The organism is Actinomadura mexicana (assembly GCF_900188105.1).
Taxonomy (GTDB): Bacteria; Actinomycetota; Actinomycetes; order Streptosporangiales; family Streptosporangiaceae; genus Spirillospora; species Spirillospora mexicana.
The window spans coordinates 1-17085 of the sequence record NZ_FZNP01000034.1; the positions used below are offsets into that span (position 1 = coordinate 1).

The 17085-nt window shown below is 69.8% G+C and carries 11 protein-coding genes and 2 pseudogenes; 9 read left to right on the top strand and 4 right to left on the bottom strand.

All coding sequences use genetic code 11. The features are described 5' to 3' along the window. Nucleotides 1-150, top strand: a pseudogene (locus tag CHC11_RS43195) (IS630 family transposase); the annotation flags it as partial. A 252-nt stretch (nt 151-402) separates the two neighbouring features. Here the strand turns inward: CHC11_RS43195 and CHC11_RS41900 are convergent. Next, complete coding sequence (locus tag CHC11_RS41900) at nt 403-768, bottom strand: hypothetical protein (protein ID WP_179279242.1); 366 nt, start codon at nt 766-768, stop codon at nt 403-405. Between the two features lie 1030 nt (nt 769-1798). Then, nucleotides 1799-4651, bottom strand: a complete 2853-nt coding sequence (locus CHC11_RS39710) for an AfsR/SARP family transcriptional regulator (RefSeq protein WP_245920312.1) — start codon at nt 4649-4651, stop codon at nt 1799-1801. Between the two features lie 116 nt (nt 4652-4767). On the opposite strand from CHC11_RS39710, the gene CHC11_RS43645 reads away from it, so the two are divergent. The 8 genes from CHC11_RS43645 (at nt 4768) to CHC11_RS39740 (ending at nt 15290) form a co-directional block, all read left to right on the top strand. Next, on the top strand, nt 4768-4893 hold the full coding sequence (locus CHC11_RS43645) for a hypothetical protein (protein WP_281258446.1): 126 nt from the start codon (nt 4768-4770) through the stop codon (nt 4891-4893). A gap of 170 nt (nt 4894-5063) precedes the next feature. Next, complete coding sequence (locus CHC11_RS39715) at nt 5064-6896, top strand: hypothetical protein (protein ID WP_089317072.1); 1833 nt, start codon at nt 5064-5066, stop codon at nt 6894-6896. After that, complete coding sequence (locus tag CHC11_RS39720; RefSeq protein ID WP_089317073.1) at nt 6889-8883, top strand: TOMM precursor leader peptide-binding protein; 1995 nt, start codon at nt 6889-6891, stop codon at nt 8881-8883. Before CHC11_RS39715 ends, CHC11_RS39720 begins: the two co-directional genes overlap by 8 nt. A 13-nt stretch (nt 8884-8896) precedes the next feature. After that, the gene (locus CHC11_RS39725; protein WP_245920313.1) at nt 8897-10402 is read left to right on the top strand and encodes a nitroreductase family protein; all 1506 of its coding nucleotides are present in this window, start codon (nt 8897-8899) and stop codon (nt 10400-10402) included. A 12-nt stretch (nt 10403-10414) separates the two neighbouring features. Next, nucleotides 10415-10573: a thiopeptide-type bacteriocin gene (locus CHC11_RS40940; protein WP_143227490.1), complete on the top strand. Its 159-nt coding sequence runs from the start codon at nt 10415-10417 to the stop codon at nt 10571-10573. Nucleotides 10574-10721: 148 nt separating this feature from the next. Then, nucleotides 10722-13259: a lantibiotic dehydratase gene (locus CHC11_RS39730; protein WP_089317075.1), complete on the top strand. Its 2538-nt coding sequence runs from the start codon at nt 10722-10724 to the stop codon at nt 13257-13259. Next, the gene (locus CHC11_RS39735) at nt 13256-14188 is read left to right on the top strand and encodes a lantibiotic dehydratase C-terminal domain-containing protein (protein ID WP_089317076.1); all 933 of its coding nucleotides are present in this window, start codon (nt 13256-13258) and stop codon (nt 14186-14188) included. The genes CHC11_RS39730 and CHC11_RS39735 overlap by 4 nt, the downstream gene beginning before the upstream one ends. Beyond that, a complete protein-coding gene (locus CHC11_RS39740) occupies nt 14169-15290 on the top strand; it encodes a thiopeptide maturation pyridine synthase (protein ID WP_089317077.1) in 1122 nt (373 codons plus the stop codon). Before CHC11_RS39735 ends, CHC11_RS39740 begins: the two co-directional genes overlap by 20 nt. A 433-nt stretch (nt 15291-15723) precedes the next feature. Here the strand turns inward: CHC11_RS39740 and CHC11_RS39745 are convergent, their stop codons facing one another. After that, entirely contained in the window at nt 15724-15915 is a 192-nt protein-coding gene (locus tag CHC11_RS39745; RefSeq protein WP_179279243.1) for an IS110 family transposase, read from the bottom strand. Nucleotides 15916-16932: 1017 nt separating this feature from the next. After that, nucleotides 16933-17085 (bottom strand): annotated as a pseudogene (locus tag CHC11_RS43200) (IS630 family transposase); the annotation flags it as partial.

Genomic DNA, 17085 nt, shown 5'->3' on the forward strand with positions numbered 1-17085 from the left:
CAGCGTCGTCGAACTGGAACGCGACGTCCGCGGCTGGATCAACGAGTGGAACAAAGACCCCAAGCCGTTCGTGTGGACCAAGACCGCCGACGAGACGAGATCCTCGAAACACTCGCCGCATACTGCCAACGAATTAACGACTCACGACACTACGGGACAGCCTCACCGGCGCTGACGGGGACCGGCCAGGGACCAACGATCAGGGCGCCTAGCTGTACTTCGCTGCTGTACAGACGGGAAAGGGCCGGGTCCGTGAGATCGGATCCAGCCTTTGACTTGCTTTCGTTTTCGCGCGGTCACCTGGTGTGGCTCCCCGATTGGCTCTTTACGCAGGCATCGACCAATCTCGCGTACGAGGATTGGCATACTCCCAGGATGGCGGGCTCGTACCCCCCTGTTAAGTTATGTCACTGGTTCCTGCCTCACCTGCGAGTCGATAAACGCGGCGACCGTCCTGGTCTGCCAGGTTGCCAGCTTGTTGGTGTGCCCACCGGACGACTCGACACCCACTGTCCAGACCCCGGTCGAGGCGGACGCGATTCTGCTGACCGGATAACGGGACTTGCCGCGCCACCGGCTGATTACCAGAAAGTCGCCCTTGCTCCCGCTCTCGCGGTAGATGTGTGTACCGCCGAATAATCCGGCCCGCACCCCGCCCATCGTCCGCATTCTGATGGTCACCAGGTGGGCCCGGCACCAGATGCCCAGCGTGAGCACCGAGGCCAGCACGGCGTAAAGCCACCACGCGATTTGCTTGACGATGTTCATTTCCCATTCCCCCCAGGGGAGGAAATACCCGGTGTGATTGACCGGACACCGCATCCTGTTGTCCTGTACGGGGCATCCGTTCCACGTGAGCTGGACGCTTCCGGACTTGCGCGGGGGCGGGGCCTCGTGGCCTGGCCCGGCGGACGGGCGGCACTTGCCTGCCCGCATCGACCCGTCGTGAGACCCCGGTCCCACGCAAGGCGGGAACCGGCCAGCGGCACGGGCGTGACCAGCTCGGCCCCGTGACTGTCCCGGCTGCCGCTCATCGAGCGGGCTGGGTTACCCCTTCTGTTCTTCGCGCCACTCAACCGGCTGTCTGCCCGGGCCGCCGGCCGTAGCCTCAAGCGGAGGCGTCGGGCCTGGCGCCGAGTCGGCGGCGCGTGAGGCCCGGTTGTCGGGCCGCCTTCAACGACGTACAGAAAGTCTGTGCAGCCGGGCGGGTGGATGTGTGCTCAGCGCGGTCACCGGATGGAGTTCGCCAGGTGCTTGGCATTGCTCGGGCGGTGCCTGCGGAGACTGACGAGTGGGCCGGGGCGCTCAAGCGGCTTGCTGAGCGTCTCGCCGGCACCGATGGGGACCAGCTGGGGATCACTGATCAAGCGCTGTAGCTGTACTTCGTAGCTGTACGAACGGGGAGAGGCCGGGTCCGTGAGATCGGATCCGGCCTTTGACCTGCTGTCGGGACGGCGGGATTTGAACCCACGACCCCTTGACCCCCGGCACAGAAGACCAGTCGATCAGGGTCGATGGAAGCCGACCGGGGAGCCCCTCACCTGCGAAAACGTCTGGGGGAGTCGGGGCGGGTCCAGCGGAGGCCGTCCACGGTGGCTCCCAGATCGGCTCCCCTGGAACCCTCAGCTCAGGGATCTTCTATGACGAACAGCTCATCGATCCCGACGGCTCGATGCGGCGCCAGTGTGGGTTCGCGTCGAGGAGTGGACTGCTGAATGGTGCGACCGAGCCTGCGTCGGCATCGCCGCCACCCTCATCTGTCACCGCCGACTCGCCAAATGAGACGATGTCCCCACGATCACACCGCGGGGGGCCTGTTCGCCGTCGTCTGCCGGAAGACTTCGTCGGCGATGCCGAGCGCGAGCGCGACGCCGTCCTCGGCGTCGGCGCCGCTTTGCCAGGCTTCGGCATACGCTTCTGCTTCCAGGTGCTCGCGTGCCCGGTTCTTCGCGCGCGTGTGTTGGACGTGGAAGGGCTCGAGGCCGGTGAGCGCGGCGCCGGTCACCTGGCGTTGGCGATGCGCGGCTCCCAGCAGGCGGGCGGCATGATGATGGCGCCCGAGCACGCTCGCCGTCCAGGCGAGCGTTTCCGAGGTCCATGCGGGGCCCCACCGGTCGTCTATGGCGCGTTGCCGGACGAGGGCGTCGCAGAGCGGCGAGAGCGCGCCGCTGGGATCTCCGTGTAGGAGTTCGGTCAGGCCGGTGCACCATTGGGCCCAGGTGCAGGCCCATTCGGCGCCGGAGGCGTTGGCGTCGACGACGTAGGCTCGGCAGGCGGAAACGGCGATGCTCTGGTTCCCGAGGAAGGCGGCGGCCATCGCCCAGAACATCGTGGCCATGTGAGCGTCTCCGGTGTGGCCGGCGGCGCGGAAGCCCTCCCGCGCCCGCACCAGTTGGTCGATGCATGCGGGGTCGCCGTGCGCCAGCAACGTGTGCACACCTTCGACATAGGCCACGGCCGGGGATTGCGCGCGCGACGGTTCGGCCGAGCGGCAATGGTTCAGGAACGTCCGGGCGGCCGCCCGGTCTCCCTGGAGGGTCGCGATGAAGGCCTTCATGACCGTCAACACGGTGTTTGTCTCGCGGACCTCGGGGCCGGGCCCCGCCGACAGGCTTTCGAGCCAGTGCCGTGCCTCCCCCAGAGTGCTGCTGAAGAACCAGGAGCGGGTGCGGGTGAGGTCCGCGGCGATCTGCGCCCCTGTGTGAGCCCGCTCGGTTCGGGTGAGGCAGAATCCGAGGGCGGCGCGCAGGTTGGGGAGTTCTGTGCGCAGCCGGTCCAGCCATTGGACTTCTCGGGGGCTGCACCAGTCCGCGGCGGCGGCCCCGGCCAGGGCCTGGTAGTGGTCGCAGTGGCGCCTGCGGTATTCGTCGTCGTCGCCGCCTGCCCGGAGGCGGTCCAGCCCGTATTGGCGGATGGTTTCCAGGAGCCGGTAGCGAGCGGTGCGGCCACCGCCGTCGACTGCCACAACCGACTTGTGGATGAGCCCGCTGATCAGGTCCAGCATGTCGGCCCCGTCGATGCCGTCTCCCGCGCATATGGCCTCGGCTGCTTTGAGGTCGAAGCTGCCGGCGAAGACGGACAGGCGTGTCCACAGCAGGCCTTCCGCGGGCGTGCACAGGCCGTAGCTCAGGTCCATGACGCCGCGCAGGGTCTGCCGGTAGCGGTTCTCGGCCGGTGTCCGTGGGGCGGACAGGAGCCGGAAGCGGTCGTCCAGGCGATCCAGGATCTCCTCGGCGGTGAGGGATGTCAGGCGGACGGCCGCAAGCTCGATGGCCAGCGGAATGCCGTCCAGCCGGCGGCAGAGTTCGGTGGCCGAGCCACTGTCGCACACTGGGGCTGCGCAGGCCTGCGCCCGGTCGCTCAGCAGCCGGACGGCCTCGCAAGCCCCCTCGTCGAGATGGTCGTGAAGGTCCAATCCGGAGACGACAAGCACGTGCTCGCCCGGCACCGCGAGCCGCTCGCGGCTGGTGGCGAGAACCCGGAGGCCTGGAGCCGCGCGCAGCAGGTGCTGTACCAGCGGTGCCACGGCGTCCACCAGATGTTCGCAGTTGTCCAGGACGAGCAGCAGGCGCCGGTCGCGCACATGGTCGGCCAAGGAGTCCACTGCCGAGCGCACGGATTGGTCGCGTATCTCCAGGGCTTCGGCGACTGCGCGTGCCAGCAGCGTCGCGTCGGTCAGCGCGGCCAGGTCCGCCAGCCACACCCCTTCGGGGAAGGCGGCCGACACCTGCCGGGCAGCGCGCAGGGCGAGCCTGGTCTTGCCGACTCCTCCTACTCCGGTCAGCGTGACCAGACGGGATAGGCGCAGGAGGCGCCATGTCTCGGCCAGTTCTTTTTCCCTGCCGATGAAGGACGTCGTTTCGGAAGGCAGGTTCCCTGGATCGCGTGCTGTGCGCGGACGTACCGCGGCGATCTGCGGGTCCGCCGCGAGTATCCGCCGGTGAAGCCGCTGGAGTTCTTCGCCTGGATCGATTCCCAGCTCGTCGGCGAGCAGACGGGTGACCTGGCGGTAGCACTCCAGCGCCTCTGCCTGCCGGCCGCGTTGGAAGAAGGCGAGCATCTGCTGCGCCCAGAAGCGCTCGCGCAGCGGATGGCACTCGGTCAGACGCCGCAGCTCGGGGAGGGCATCGGCGGGACGCCCGCACCGGATGACGGCGTCGATCCACGACTCCTGCGCGGCCAGGCGCTTCTCGTGCAGGGCCGCGACGACATCTTGGAACCGCTCTGCGGGTACGTCCGCCAGGGCTTCGCCTCTCCATAGTCCGAGGGCCTCGCCGAGCACCGCCGCAGCCTGCTCGTGGTCTCCGGCAGATGACAGGGTTTCTCCCTCCCGGACGAGGGAGTCGAACCGGCGCGCGTCCAAGCCGCCCTGTGTCACGTGCAGCACGTAGCCGTGACGATCGGTCACCACGACGTTCGGTCCCAGGGTCCGGCGGAGCCGCAGGACGTAGTTCTGGAGGGCGTTGCGCGCCCCTTGCGGCGGGTTCTGCCCCCACAGTCTGTTCACCAGGGCGCCCATTGAGACGGTCTGATCGGCGTTGATGAGCAGTGCCGCCAGGAGGCAGCGCTGCTGCTCGGCGCGGATCGTGACGCTGGCGCCGTCGCGTGTGACGTTGAGGGGGCCCAAGATCCCGAACTCGTACCGAGCCACCACCCAAGAATATAACAACGAGTTACCAACTAGACACTCTACGACTTCATATCTCAACGCTGCCGGGCCGCCCGGACGGCGGTACCTCGCATCCGCTCAGGCCGGCGCGGCCGCCCATGCTGGACCGCAAGGGCATGCCGCACGTCGTCCAGCCCCCGTCCGGCAACGGTCACTTGGACACGCCCGGCTCCTGCGGCTCGGCGCCGCTGGAGCCGCGCTACCGGCGAGTGACCGTGGCGTGACCGACACGTCAGCGTGCTCGAACACTCTTGCTCGTACGGACCGATTCCGCCTAGCGAGTTCCACATGGTGCCTGCAGCGTTCAGGACCTAAGGCAAGCGCACCAGCAGTTGGGGATCGCGTCACCGCGGCGGATCCCTCCGAACGTTACGGACACCAGACAGGGAATGAGATGCGGCCACAGATTCGTCCCGGCATCCGATGCGTCCCCCTCTCCGACGGTGCCCTTCTCCACGGTGACCACGGCACCTGCACGGTGAAGGGCGTCCAGGCCGCCGAGTGGCTGTCCCGGCTCACTCCCCACCTCACTGGTGAACGTACCTTGGACCAGCTAGTCCACGGCCTGCCCAGCGAGCACCGCGCACATGTCGTGCGCCTGGTCGGCGCGCTGGCAGAGGAGGGGTTCGTCCTCGACGCCGCGGAGGAGGAGCCGCACGGGCTCACCGAAGGCGAACTCGACGCCTACGCTGCCGAAATCGCCTTCATCCGCTACCGGCTGCCCTCCGCCGAGCGCCGTTTCGAGCGGCTTCGCCAGGCGCGCATCGCGCTCACCGGGCATGGGCCGGTCCTTCTCGCCCTGCTGGAGTCTGGACTGGCCTGCGGCTGGCTCCAGGTCATCGTCGATGCTCCGGTCGGGGAGACCGGCGCGCTCGCGGCGGCGGTGGAGCGGGCTCGACGTGATGGCGGGCAGCGCGTGTGCTTCGGCGAGGCGGCGCTCACCGCAGAGGGCGCCGATGTGGTCCTGCAGGTGGCGGATGATCGCGCGAACCTGCTGGCTACCGCCGAAGTGCTGAGAGGGCTGGACGTCAGCCTGGGCCAGATCCTCGTAGACAGAGAAGAGGCGTGGATCCACCCCGTCGCCCCTGCAGAGGCGGCGCATTGGTGCTGGCGGCGACTTGGCAGCGTGCCTCAACCGGACGGGTGTAAGCCTGAGGTTGCGTCGACGCCGGACCTGCTGACCGGCGCGGTTCCCGGCCTGCTGGGCGCGCGGCTCGCCCTGTCGTGCTTCTCCCACCTGACCGGCCTGGCTCCTCCCGAGGAGCGCCCGACCCGGATCGACCTGCTCACCCTCGACTCCAGCAGGCACCGGGTGATGCCTCTCGAAGCTGAACCCCCCCGATTCGACGACGGCGACGTCCGATCAATGGTCGAGAAACTCGCGTCCGCCGACCCCATCGGTCCTGACGAACTCTTGGAGCGCACCACCGCGTGCGTGGACCCCCGCACCGGTCTGTTCGGCCGGCTGGACGAGGACGCACTGCCGCAGATGCCCCTCACGCTCTGTACGGGCGAGGTGCGCCCCACCGACGGTCCGCCCGCTCGCGTCATCGGGTGGGCCGCCGACCTGACGACTGCCAGGGTCCGGACCGTGCTCGCCGCGTGCGCCGCCTACGGGGCGCTGACGGCGCGCGCGGGAATCGGTGTTGAAATCCACACCGGCCGCACTCGTCACGTAGCCGCGCCGAAGTATCCCGCCAGTCTGCCGCTCTACGGATACGGAGCCGGGCTTACCTGGGACGGCGCCGTTGGCGCGGCTCTTCGGTCACGTGCCGAGGAGGTGGTCGCCAGCACGCTGAGCGAGTGGCAGGGCCGGCCGGTGTCACTACGCCCGGGAGACCTCGACGACCCCGAATCGGCGAGTCTGCTCAACCTGTTGAAGGCGGCCGGAGACACCCCGTCCGTCATCGACCTCGGCGACGTACTTGGCCTGCCGGCCTATCTCGTCCGAACGTCCGGTCCGGACATCGTCTCATGCGGCGATACAGAGGTCACGGCACTGCGCGACGGCTTGGAGCGGACGGTGCTTGCTTGGCAGGTCCGATCCGCGGGACTGCCCGAGCACGCGGCCGCACCGCGGCCATGGTGTTCCGGCGACGGCCGTCCGCGGTGGCGCGCCATCGCCGAGGCGCTGGAGGCCGTAGGAAGGACACCGGTCGTCATCCCCCTGGCCTGCGAGTCGGCCCCGACTCCGTTCACCGTCCGAGTGGAGTTGTGCGTTGACTAAGAACACCGTCACTCCCGACGCCGACGCCGCGGTCTCCATGAACGGGGACGCGATCGTGCTCATCGGTTCAGGACTGCTGCGCGAGGCGACAGCCGCCGCGCTCCAGGCGGCCATGCTCCGGCCGGCCACGCCCGCCTCCGGGCACGCCACCACCGCCGGCGCGATCGTCGTGCTCAGCGACGCCGACGACACGCGCGACCACGCCCGCGCCGAGCGCAGGGCCGCCGCGATTGCCGTTCCGTGGCTCGCCGTCCGGGTGGAGGCCGGACGGATCCTGATCGGCCCCGCGCGTCTTCCCGACCGTCCAGGCTGTCCGGTCTGCGCCGAGCTGCGCCGTGCGGGCAACCGTCCCGGCGCCCGGGAACTCCAGGCCGTCCGCGAGCGCTGCGTGGAGGAGTGGGCTGAACGTCCCTGCCCGCTGCTGACGCGCTGGCTCGCCTCAGCCGTCGGCGCACTGGTCTGCGAGGAGGTAGGGCGACTCCTCGCCGCCCCCGAGACGGCCCGAACGTACCGGGCACTGCTGCGTGTCTCAGTTATGGACGGCGTGAGCACCCGCCACCGGCTACTCCCCGACCCCCGCTGCCCGGTTTGCGCCGGACCACCGGCGGACGCTCCCAGGATGTTCGCCCCGGTTCCCGAACTCGTGTCAGATCCCGGCTCCCTACGCGCAGGTCGGCTCACCGACCGCCTGGAGGAACTGATGGGCCTCTACGTCGACGCCGAAACCGGACTGGTGCAGTCGCTGGGCAGAAGCGCCCCGGTGAGCGGCGCCACCGTGGTGGCCAGGCTCCGCCCGGCTCTCACCCACCACGACAGCCAGCACGGCTACGGCTGCGCGGGCGATTACCGCACCGCCACCGCCACCGCGTTGGCCGAGGCCCTGGAACGATGGGCAGGCCCCTATCCTCGCGGCGGCCGCGCCACCGTGCGCGCGGCGTTCGGCGAGGTCGCCGCGTATGCCCTGGATCCCCGCAATCTCGGCCTTTACCCGGACCACCTGTACGAAACGGCCGGTTGGCCCTTCCGACGTTTCGATCCCGGCGACCCGATCGACTGGGCATGGGGCCATTCCTTCGCCCGCGGCGAACCGGTGCTTGTTCCCGCGTCCTTCGCCTACTACGGCCCGCGCCCTGGCGCCCCTGGCCTCGCCTACGAGTGTTCGAACGGGTGCGCCACAGGCGGAGGCCCGGCGGAGGCGGTGCTGCACGGGTTGCTGGAGATCGCCGAGCGCGACGCGTTCCTGGCCACCTGGTACACCCGCATGGCGATCCCTCGCATCGACATCGACTCCGCGGGGGACCCTCACATCCGGGTCGCGGCCGCCGCCATCGGCGAACGCCTCGGCTACGAGGTCATGGCCTTCTCCTCGACGTTGGAGCAGGGCGTGCCCGCCGTCTGGGCGATGGCCGTCGATCGCCTCGGCGGCCCCGACCGGCCGCGTGTCCTGTGCGGCGCGGGAGCCCATCTCAATGCCGAACGCGCTCTGGGGTCGGCCATCAGAGAACTCGGTTCGAGCTTGGAAGGGCACGTGCGGCGTTACGCCGCCGACCGGGGTGCCCGGCTCCTGGCCGAACCCGACCGGGTGAGAGAGATGGACGACCACGCGCTGCTCTACGGCCATCCCGATGCTCAGGACCGGTTCGCATTCCTCCCAATGGACGGTCCCCGAATCGGGGTAGGCGATATCGGAACCGGCACCTGGCCCCGCCATCACGACCTCCGCGACCACCTGACCGATCTCGTCGAGCGTTATCTGCTCAGTGGACTCGACGTCATCACGGTCGACACGACCGGCCCCGAACTGCGTGCGGGCGGGTTCACCTGCGCCAAGGTGATCGTCCCCGGCACGGTTCCCATGACCTTCGGTCATCGGTTCCGCCGTGTACACGGGCTGCCCCGGCTGCTGTCGATCCCCCGGCTGCTCGGCCGGGCCGACCGCGACCTGGAGCCAGCCGAACTCAACCCCGACCCCCATCCCTTTCCGTGAGGCAGCCGTGAGCATGATCAGCAGTTACCTGGACGCGGTGCGGGGGCTCCGGCCGCCGCCGGTCGACTGGAGCCGCGCGCCGGCCACCTACAAAACCTATCCCGGCGCGGCACGCACCGGCCCGGTCACCGGCTCCCTCGGCTCGCTGCTGCGCGATCTGTTAGGCGTCGTGCGACAGGTCTGGTCGCATGCGAGCGACGGGGCCCCGTCGCTCGCGGCGACCCGCTCGGTGCCCTCCGGAGGAGCGCTGTACCCGATCGAGGCCTACGTCGCCGGGGCGAACGCCCTGGGACACTATGCCCCCGCGCACCACGTACTGGAAACCGTGCGCGAAGGCGACTACCGCGCCGCGGTGAACGCGGCCCTGGCCGAACCACTGGACGACCCCGCCGGGGCCTACCTGCTGCTGACGGCGGTCTTTTGGCGGTCGGGATTCAAGTACGGCGACTTTTCCTACCGGCTGCAGTGCCAGGAGGTCGGCGCACTCCTCGCTCAGGCCTGCGCGGTGGCCGAACGCGACGGCACGGTCGTCCAAACGCACTTGCGCTTCGACGATCGCGCGCTGACCTGGCTGCTGGGCCTGGATCCCGAGGCCGAGGGACTGCTCGCCGTCCTGAGCCTCCCGCAGGTCCCGGCCTCCGCCCGCCTGCTCTGCGCCCGTACGTTCCCCGCCCGGACGGCGGGGCCCGCACGACCAGCCCGTCCCGCCGTCCCCTCGCCCCCGGTCGCCGGCCTCTTACCGCACTTGGTGGCGCTGCACAGGGCAGCCGGGGCGCGAGCCCCCGCACCCACACGCCGGGTGCCGCCTCAGGAACCGCCCGAACGCGAAACGATCCCGCTCCTGGCGGCCACCCCACCGCGCGCTGCGGCAGGCATCGCCGCACGCCGCTCAACCCCATTCGGCTACCACCCCGTACCGATCGGGGCCAAGCAACTGGCCGCAATCCTTGCCGCCGCGTGGGCGCCCGGTGCCGCCGACGTCCCCGGAGCCGAGGACGGGCCGTGCACGCTGGACCTCTACCTGGTCGTCCTCAACTGCGCGGACATCGCGGTGGGGAGCTACCGCTACCGAAACAACGCCTCCGCCTTGGAGCCCGTCGGCATCGACTGCCCCGGCCCGGCCATCGCCGACGGCTCTTTGGCCGCCAACACCCGCGCCGCGCTGCGCTGCGCCGCCGCCGCCCTCGTGCCCGTCGGTGACCCGACCGGGGGAGAGGACGGCTTCGGCCCCCGCTGGTACCGCGTCCAGCAGGCCGAAACCGGTATGGCGCTCCATCGCGCCACGCTCGCCGCCACGGCACTGGGCCTGGCGGCCCGCATCCATTCCGATGGCACCAATCCCGCCACCCAGGCGGCACTGGGGTTGTCAGGAACCGGCAGGACCCCCCTGGGCTTCCTGCTCCTCGGCACCCCCATCACCAGCGGCCCGTCACTGAGCAGGCGCCTTCCGCTCGAACCGGGAGCGGAAGGCGGCGACGACGGGCGCCCGCCCGCGACAGACGCGGGCGGGCAACAGTGAAAGGAGAAGGAGATGGACAAGCTCGACCTGGACGGACTGAAGGTGGAGAGCATCGAGGTTGTTTCCCTGGAAGGGCTGGAGTCCGGCCACGGGATGACCGAGATCGACGCCTCCTGCGGTGCGTTCTGCATCTGCGCGACGATCAGCTGCCAGGCGCCCGTCGCCGAGTAGCACCTGACAGGTGACGCCCCTGGCAGCCCGCCCGGAGCGCCTTGAAGCGCCTTCCTGCGGTCCCGGATACCCCAGGGCCGCGGGAAGGCCCCCGTCCGCCGAAACGAGGATCCCGTCCTCGGTGACCCCTGATCCGGGAGTTCGCCGCATGCCCATTGCCGACGAGTTCGCCGTCCGGGTGGCAGGGCTGCCCGCCGATGTCCTTCACAGCCTGCGCGCCGAGCGATCCTGGGCGGTGGTCCAGGAAATCCTGGACTGCCAGACGCGCCTTGCCGCCGAGGGCGCCGCCCTTTCCGACGCGCTCTACGAGGTGATCGCCGATGCCGCGTCCTTGGGACACAAGCCCCTTCTCGTGGCCTTGCGCCGCGCCGTGTTCACCGGTCGCCGCCCGCGTGCCCGCGAACTGTCAGGCGACATCCGCGTGGTCCTGCCAGAGCGCATCGACGAGCGGATCCTCGCGTGGCTGGACCTAGTCGACCGGCGCGACGCACTGCGTGACCGTCTGCCGCTCCTTCTGGACGAGGAGACCCGGGACGCGCGGAGCCGCCTGCTCATCGCCGCATCCGACCCCGCGTTCCACGCCGGACTGGAGCAGGCCGCGCCGGGCCTCGCAGCGGATCTGGACACCTGGCTCCGGTCGGGGCCGGACGCAGTCCCCGGCAGAAAGGCCCTGGGCCGCATCGCCCGCTACGTCGCCCGTACAGCGGGCAAGACCAGTCCGTTTGCCACCTTCGCCGTCTCGGGCATGGGTGCCTGGGCCGACTGTGGTGTACCCGTTCACGTCGGCGACCGCCCCTTGCGCGGTATGCGTGTGGTCGAACTGCACCGCGGCGCGATCGATGCCGTCTGGCGGCATCTCGCCGACCGTCCGGGCCTGCGCGACCGCGGGCAAATCCGTGTGAACCCCTCGGCCTTCGAAGACGATGGCCGCATCGTGTTCCTCGGCACCGGCCGGTCCGAGCCGATCCGCTCGATCGCGAACACCCCGGCCGTCTGCGGCGCGCTGGCGGCGGTCCGGTCGCGTCCCGGAGCCACTCGCGGTGACCTGGCCAGGGTCGTTGACCCCATGGTCCTCGAAGCGTTGCTGGAGCACGGCCTGCTGGAACGCCGCCGTCCATATGCCGACCAGTCCGCCGACCCGCTGGCCGACCTCATCGCCTGGCTTCCGGAGGGGCTGCCCGAGACCGGTGAACTGGCCCGCCTTCGCGTCACGGTCAAAGGCGAGGGCCAATCGGGAGAGCAGGGCGAGGTGGCGCGACGCACGGCGCGCATTCGCGCACTGGTGCGGAAGCTGACCCCTGCCGGCACGGAGCCGCCCGGCAAGGCTCTCGCTCTGGAGGCCACCGTGCAAGCCGGAACCGTAGCCCACTGCGACCCTGGCGCCTGGGCGCCCGCAGTGGAGGGACTGCAGGCGGTACGCCTCCTGCTCGGAGTGCTCGACCCCGACCTTCCTGTCAAGCGGGCCGCGGCGATCGCGTTCAGCGGTCTGTTCGGACCCGGTGTCCAGGCCCCGCTGCTCACGTTCTACCGCCGCGTGCATGACGGCGGCGGCCGCGATCCCGAAGGATTGCGCACACTCCTGCGTCCGCCCCCTGGCGGCTTCACGGGAGCTCCGCCTCCCGCCTTGGCAGAGGCGCGCCGGTTCCGCTCCGACCTGTGGCGGACCCTCTACACGACCCCCGAAGCCGCACCCGGTGTCATCCATCTCGACCCCGTGACGGTGCACAAGATCGCCGCCTCCTGGCCTGCCCACGTCCGCGCGCCGCACTCGATCTGCTGCCATGTCCAGGCGCTGACCGGTGAGGAGACGTTGCGTCTGGTCCTCAACGCCGTCTCCTCGGGGCACGGCCGCGGCACCGGCCGGCTGCGCCGGCTCCTGGCCGAGGCCGGTGCGGAGCCGCCACCGAGCCCGGAGCCCGCCGCCGGGGTGGCGGAATGCCGAGGCGCATTCGGCCATGTCCTCAGCCTCCGATCGTCGTGTGCCCGCCCCATCTCCTACCCCGGTGTCTTTGACACCGCTGGCACCTCCGATGCCTCCCAGGACGCCGTCGCCATCGCCGACCTGACAGCCCGGCACGATCCGGCACGCGGCCTGCTCACCCTGCACGACCCGGACGGACGCGAGCTGCGCCCAGCGCACTTGGGCTCCCTCGCCCCGGCCCTTCTGCCCCCTGCCCTCTCGTTCCTGCTCCGCGTGTTCGGCGAACCTGCCCAGCCGATGCCGCCATCCTGGCAGCCGTGCGGCGACGACCCCGCCGCGCGCGGGCTCGGCCGGTGGCCACGCCTCGACGTCGGCGCCGTCACCCTGCGCCGGAGCCACCACCGGATCCCCGCCGACCGGCTCCCCGCGCCCGCCAAGGGCGAGCGCGAAGCCGAGCATCTGGTGCGCTTCTCGGGGTGGCTGCGCGACCACGCCATACCCTCCGCTTTCTTCGCGCGTGTCATCCCACGCGACCCGGTCGAGCGGTCGTTGGGGAAGTCCACCAAGCCCCTCTACATCGACGCGGCCTCGCCGCACTTGCTGCGCGACTTCTTCCGTGCGGTCGACGACCCCAGCGCGACGGTCCTGCTGGAAGAGGCGCTGCCCGCCCCTGGCGACAATCCCCGCTACGGAGCCGACGGCGTTCGGGTGACCGAGTTCGCCGTCCAGATCGACGCCGATGACGGGGAGCGAGAGGGGCTATGAGCGGCGACGCCTGGATCAGCGCACACATCTTCCATGCGGGCTCGCTGGACCGTATGGCGCTGGAGTTGGTCGCGCCGCTCCGCGACGAGCTCGCCGACGGCATCGACGGCCTGTTCTTTCTGCGCTACTGGGAGGGAGGCCCGCATCTGCGGCTGCGGATCCGCCCGCGCGACGCGGGCGAGGGCGTCCGGCGCCTGGTGGCCGACCGCGCGTCCGCGTACCTGGACCGCCGCCCCTCCCAGCGGTCGCTCACGGAGCGGGAGTACCGGCGCCTCGCCGACACGGCGGCCGCGGGGGAGCGCCTCACCAGTCATGAACGCCGCCTGCACCCCAACGACTCGGTCCGCTTCACCGGCTACCGGCCGGAGCACCACGCCTTCGGCGGACCGGCCTGCATGCCCATCGTCGAACGACATTTCGCCGAGTCCAGCGCCATCGCGCTGGACCTGCTCGCCCGCCAACCTTGCACGGCGCAACGCGCCGCGATCGGCGTCGCCGTCCTGTACACGGTCCTGGCCCTCTGCGAACCGGAGTTGGACCGCGCGGCCCGCGCGGCAGCAGCGCTCCGGTTCCCGGCCTCCCCACCGGTCGAGGAGGCGTTCCGCCGCGCTCGTTCCGGCCTCACCGCCCAGGCCCGGGCGTGCTGGGAGGGACCGCCGCCACGCGACGGCCCGCTGGCCGACTGGGCGGAGTCGGTCAGCGCACTGCACGGCCGCCTCACCGAACTGAACAACGATCCCTCCGACGCCGGCTCACCGCTGTCCTTCCTTGCGCGCGGGGCCGTGTCGCGGATCCTGCTGCGCTGCACCCATCTGCTGAACAACCGGCTGGGCGTCGCGCCCGGAATCGAGAGCCGTCTGGCGCTTTTGGCCGCGCGCACACTCGCCGAACTACACCAGGAGCACACACATGCCCGACTGCTGGCATAGCGCGCACGTCCACTACCACGAACCCGACAAGGACGGCCTCCTGCTGGACGCGGTACGTCCTCTCCTGGACCGGCTGGGCACTGCGGTGCGTGGCGCCCACGTGCTGCGGCACTGGCGGCAGGGTCCGCACCTGCGGATCAACCTCCGCGCCGACCCGCCGACTTGGGAGTCGCGGGTCCGCCCAGCGATCGAGGAGGTCGTCGGCGGCTACCTCAGCGACCATCCGTCCACAGCCCGGCTTGACATCGCCCGGGTGCTGGCGCAGCACCGACTGCTCGCCGAGCAAGAGCGAGAACAGGGCCCGCTCACGCCGTGGCCAGACGACAACACGATCGTCTACCGGCCCTATGCGTCCCGCGAACATGTCCTCGGTGAGGAAGGAGCCGCGCTGCTCGCCGACTTCTACACCGCCACCACGGGTCCGCTGATGGACATGCTCGACCACGTCCGCTACGGCCACGACGACAAGGAACTCCTCGCCACATCGCTGATGCTGGCGGTGGCGCACACGGTGCTGGGGCCGATCACCCGCAGCTTCGTCTCCTACCGCTCGCACGCCGAAGGCTTCATCGCGACGTGCTCCGCCCCCGCGGCAGTGCGGGCCGCGTTCGACCGGCGCTATGAGGAGCGCAGGGACGAGTTGACCGCACGTCTGCGCGCGGTGATCTCCACCTTGGACCCCCGGGGCGAAATCCGTGCGGAAGGGGCCGCGCTTGAACCCGTGCCCTTCGCGCGCGAATGGGCGGCGCTGACGGAACGCTTCGCCGGGCGCGCCCGTCCTTTGATCGGCCGCGGCCTGCTGATCACCGCCGGCGCCCCCGAGCGGCTGAAGGCCCTCCCCGTGCTCAGCGACTTCCATCAGACAATGCTCAGCACCCATGCCTATCACGAGCGCTACCTGTCCACCCCCGAGTTCCTGACCTACCGGCTCCTGCTCAACTACACCTACCTGCACCTCACCCGGCTGGGGATGTCCCCACCCGAGCGCATGCGGACCTGCCATCTCGCCGCCAACGCGGTCGAGGACGTCTACGGTGTCTCGGCGAGCGGCATGATCGAGCAGTTCACCGCCGCTCACCGTACGGCGAACGCGCACGCCTGAGCCGAGGGTCGTCTACCAGCGGACCCAGGATTCGGAACTCGTGCTGCATCATCTTGACCAGCAACGTCACGCTATGCGTTTGAACAGCACAGTGAGTACGTGGACTTCGCCCGAGCCTGCCAGGCAATCCCGCTCCGGTGGTCTCGATGACAAGCACCGAGAGCTCCCGCCATGGAAAGGTCTGTCGAAGGGGACTTCCACACTGGTGCGTGCCCGGGCGGGATCAGGGATGCGGCCAAACTGGCAGCCCGGTCCGTCGCCGACCCCCTCCGGTCGACCCGGGCTGAGCTTCACGAGACGCCCCTGCGGCGACCAAGCGCGCCACGGTCGAGATACCGGTGACCATCTGAGCATCTGCCCCAGGCCTGGCCTGCGTCTGGGGTTGCGTCGAAGAACAGAGCGGCCAGGAAGGCCCAGGACGCATCTGCCTGGGCTAGGCGCCGGTGCCCTCGACCCCGACCGGCCCCACCTGCCCGAACCGGCGCATCCAGTCCAGCAGCGCGGCGTACCCGGCCGCATCGGCGGGGAACTGCTCAGTGCCCAGCACCCGCCCGACCTGGTCGATCACGGCGGCGGTATGGGTGTCTTGGTGGGTGTCGACTCCACCAGCGACCTCGAAGGTCACCGCGTCCTGTGTAATAGAGGGCATCGTCGTCCTGTCGTCTTGACCCGGGGGCAGGATGGCACGCACCAGCCGGGCAACGCGGACAAGACAGAGATGGGGCCTCTAGCCAGGCTCCTATGAAGTCACAACGCCACGTCCAGTGAGTGCACATGAGCACCTCCCGGCAAGGCCGACAGATCCGGTTCAGGACCCAAGGTCAGTCAGTCGCTGGGTCAGACCCCCGCCGGGAGGTGCTCACCTACATCATCTCTGTCAGTCGCCCAAGGGCGGCGAGGACCCGGTCGGGATCCAGGGGCAGGCCCAGAAGGCCGCTGACCACCTCGACCCTGGCTTTGTCCGTTGCTGGCAGCGCTGCCAGCCCCGACTATCCGCGCACCCTGCTCAGCTGCGTCCTCCAGTCCGCCCAGCCCTGGAGCACGTGGGTGCTGGTACACCATTCCGCTGGACGTGACCGGGGAGGACCGTTTGACCGGTGTCATGTGCTCGGCACGGCATTTCCGGCTAACGTGATCTAACCACTGGGACGAAAGCCGCTTTCTGGCCGTGAGTCTGCGGGCGTTGGCTCCCCGGTGGCTTCCGAGCGCCGTTGGAGGAGCCACAGGGCGACTCCGGTTTAGCCCATCTGACCTGCATAAACTCTGTCGGGACGGCGGGATTTGAACCCACGACCCCTTGACCCCCAGGCATAGCAGGCCAGTCGATCAAGGTCGAAGGAAGTCGATCGGGGAGCCTCTCACCTGCAGAAAAACACGGGGGGAGTCATGACAGGTCCGGGGGAGTCCACCAACGGTGGCTCCCCAATTGGCTCCCCTGCGGCTCCCCACAAGGCTGGAGGTGCTCAACGACGAACAAGATCATATTCGGCGGCAGAGGCCGCCGCAGCGTCAGTCGCCCTTGGCTCGTGTCGATTGAGTGGACTGCCGGACAAGGCCGCCTCTGACCTGGATGAAAACGGATGCTGGCGGGCGGATCCCAGGAGTTCGACATCATGCGAATTAGAAGTCCGGAGCTTTCGTTCTAGTGTCGTGAGTCGTTAATTCGTTGGCAGTATGCGGCGAGTGTTTCGAGGATCTCGTCTCGTCGGCGGTCTTGGTCCACACGAACGGCTTGGGGTCTTTGTTCCACTCGTTGATCCAGCCGCGGACGTCGCGTTCCAGTTCGACGACGCTG

Excerpts from the sequence above, each read along its gene's own strand:
- CHC11_RS41900 (WP_179279242.1), bottom strand. The coding sequence starts at position 768 with ATGAACATCGTCAAGCAAATCGCGTGGTGGCTTTACGCCGTGCTGGCC.
- CHC11_RS43645 (WP_281258446.1), top strand. The coding sequence starts at position 4,768 with ATGCTGGACCGCAAGGGCATGCCGCACGTCGTCCAGCCCCCGTCCGGC.
- CHC11_RS39715 (WP_089317072.1), top strand. The coding sequence starts at position 5,064 with ATGCGGCCACAGATTCGTCCCGGCATCCGATGCGTCCCCCTCTCCGAC.
- CHC11_RS39725 (WP_245920313.1), top strand. The coding sequence starts at position 8,897 with ATGATCAGCAGTTACCTGGACGCGGTGCGGGGGCTCCGGCCGCCGCCG.
- CHC11_RS40940 (WP_143227490.1), top strand. The coding sequence starts at position 10,415 with ATGGACAAGCTCGACCTGGACGGACTGAAGGTGGAGAGCATCGAGGTT.
- CHC11_RS39730 (WP_089317075.1), top strand. The coding sequence starts at position 10,722 with ATGCCCATTGCCGACGAGTTCGCCGTCCGGGTGGCAGGGCTGCCCGCC.
- CHC11_RS39735 (WP_089317076.1), top strand. The coding sequence starts at position 13,256 with ATGAGCGGCGACGCCTGGATCAGCGCACACATCTTCCATGCGGGCTCG.
- CHC11_RS39740 (WP_089317077.1), top strand. The coding sequence starts at position 14,169 with ATGCCCGACTGCTGGCATAGCGCGCACGTCCACTACCACGAACCCGAC.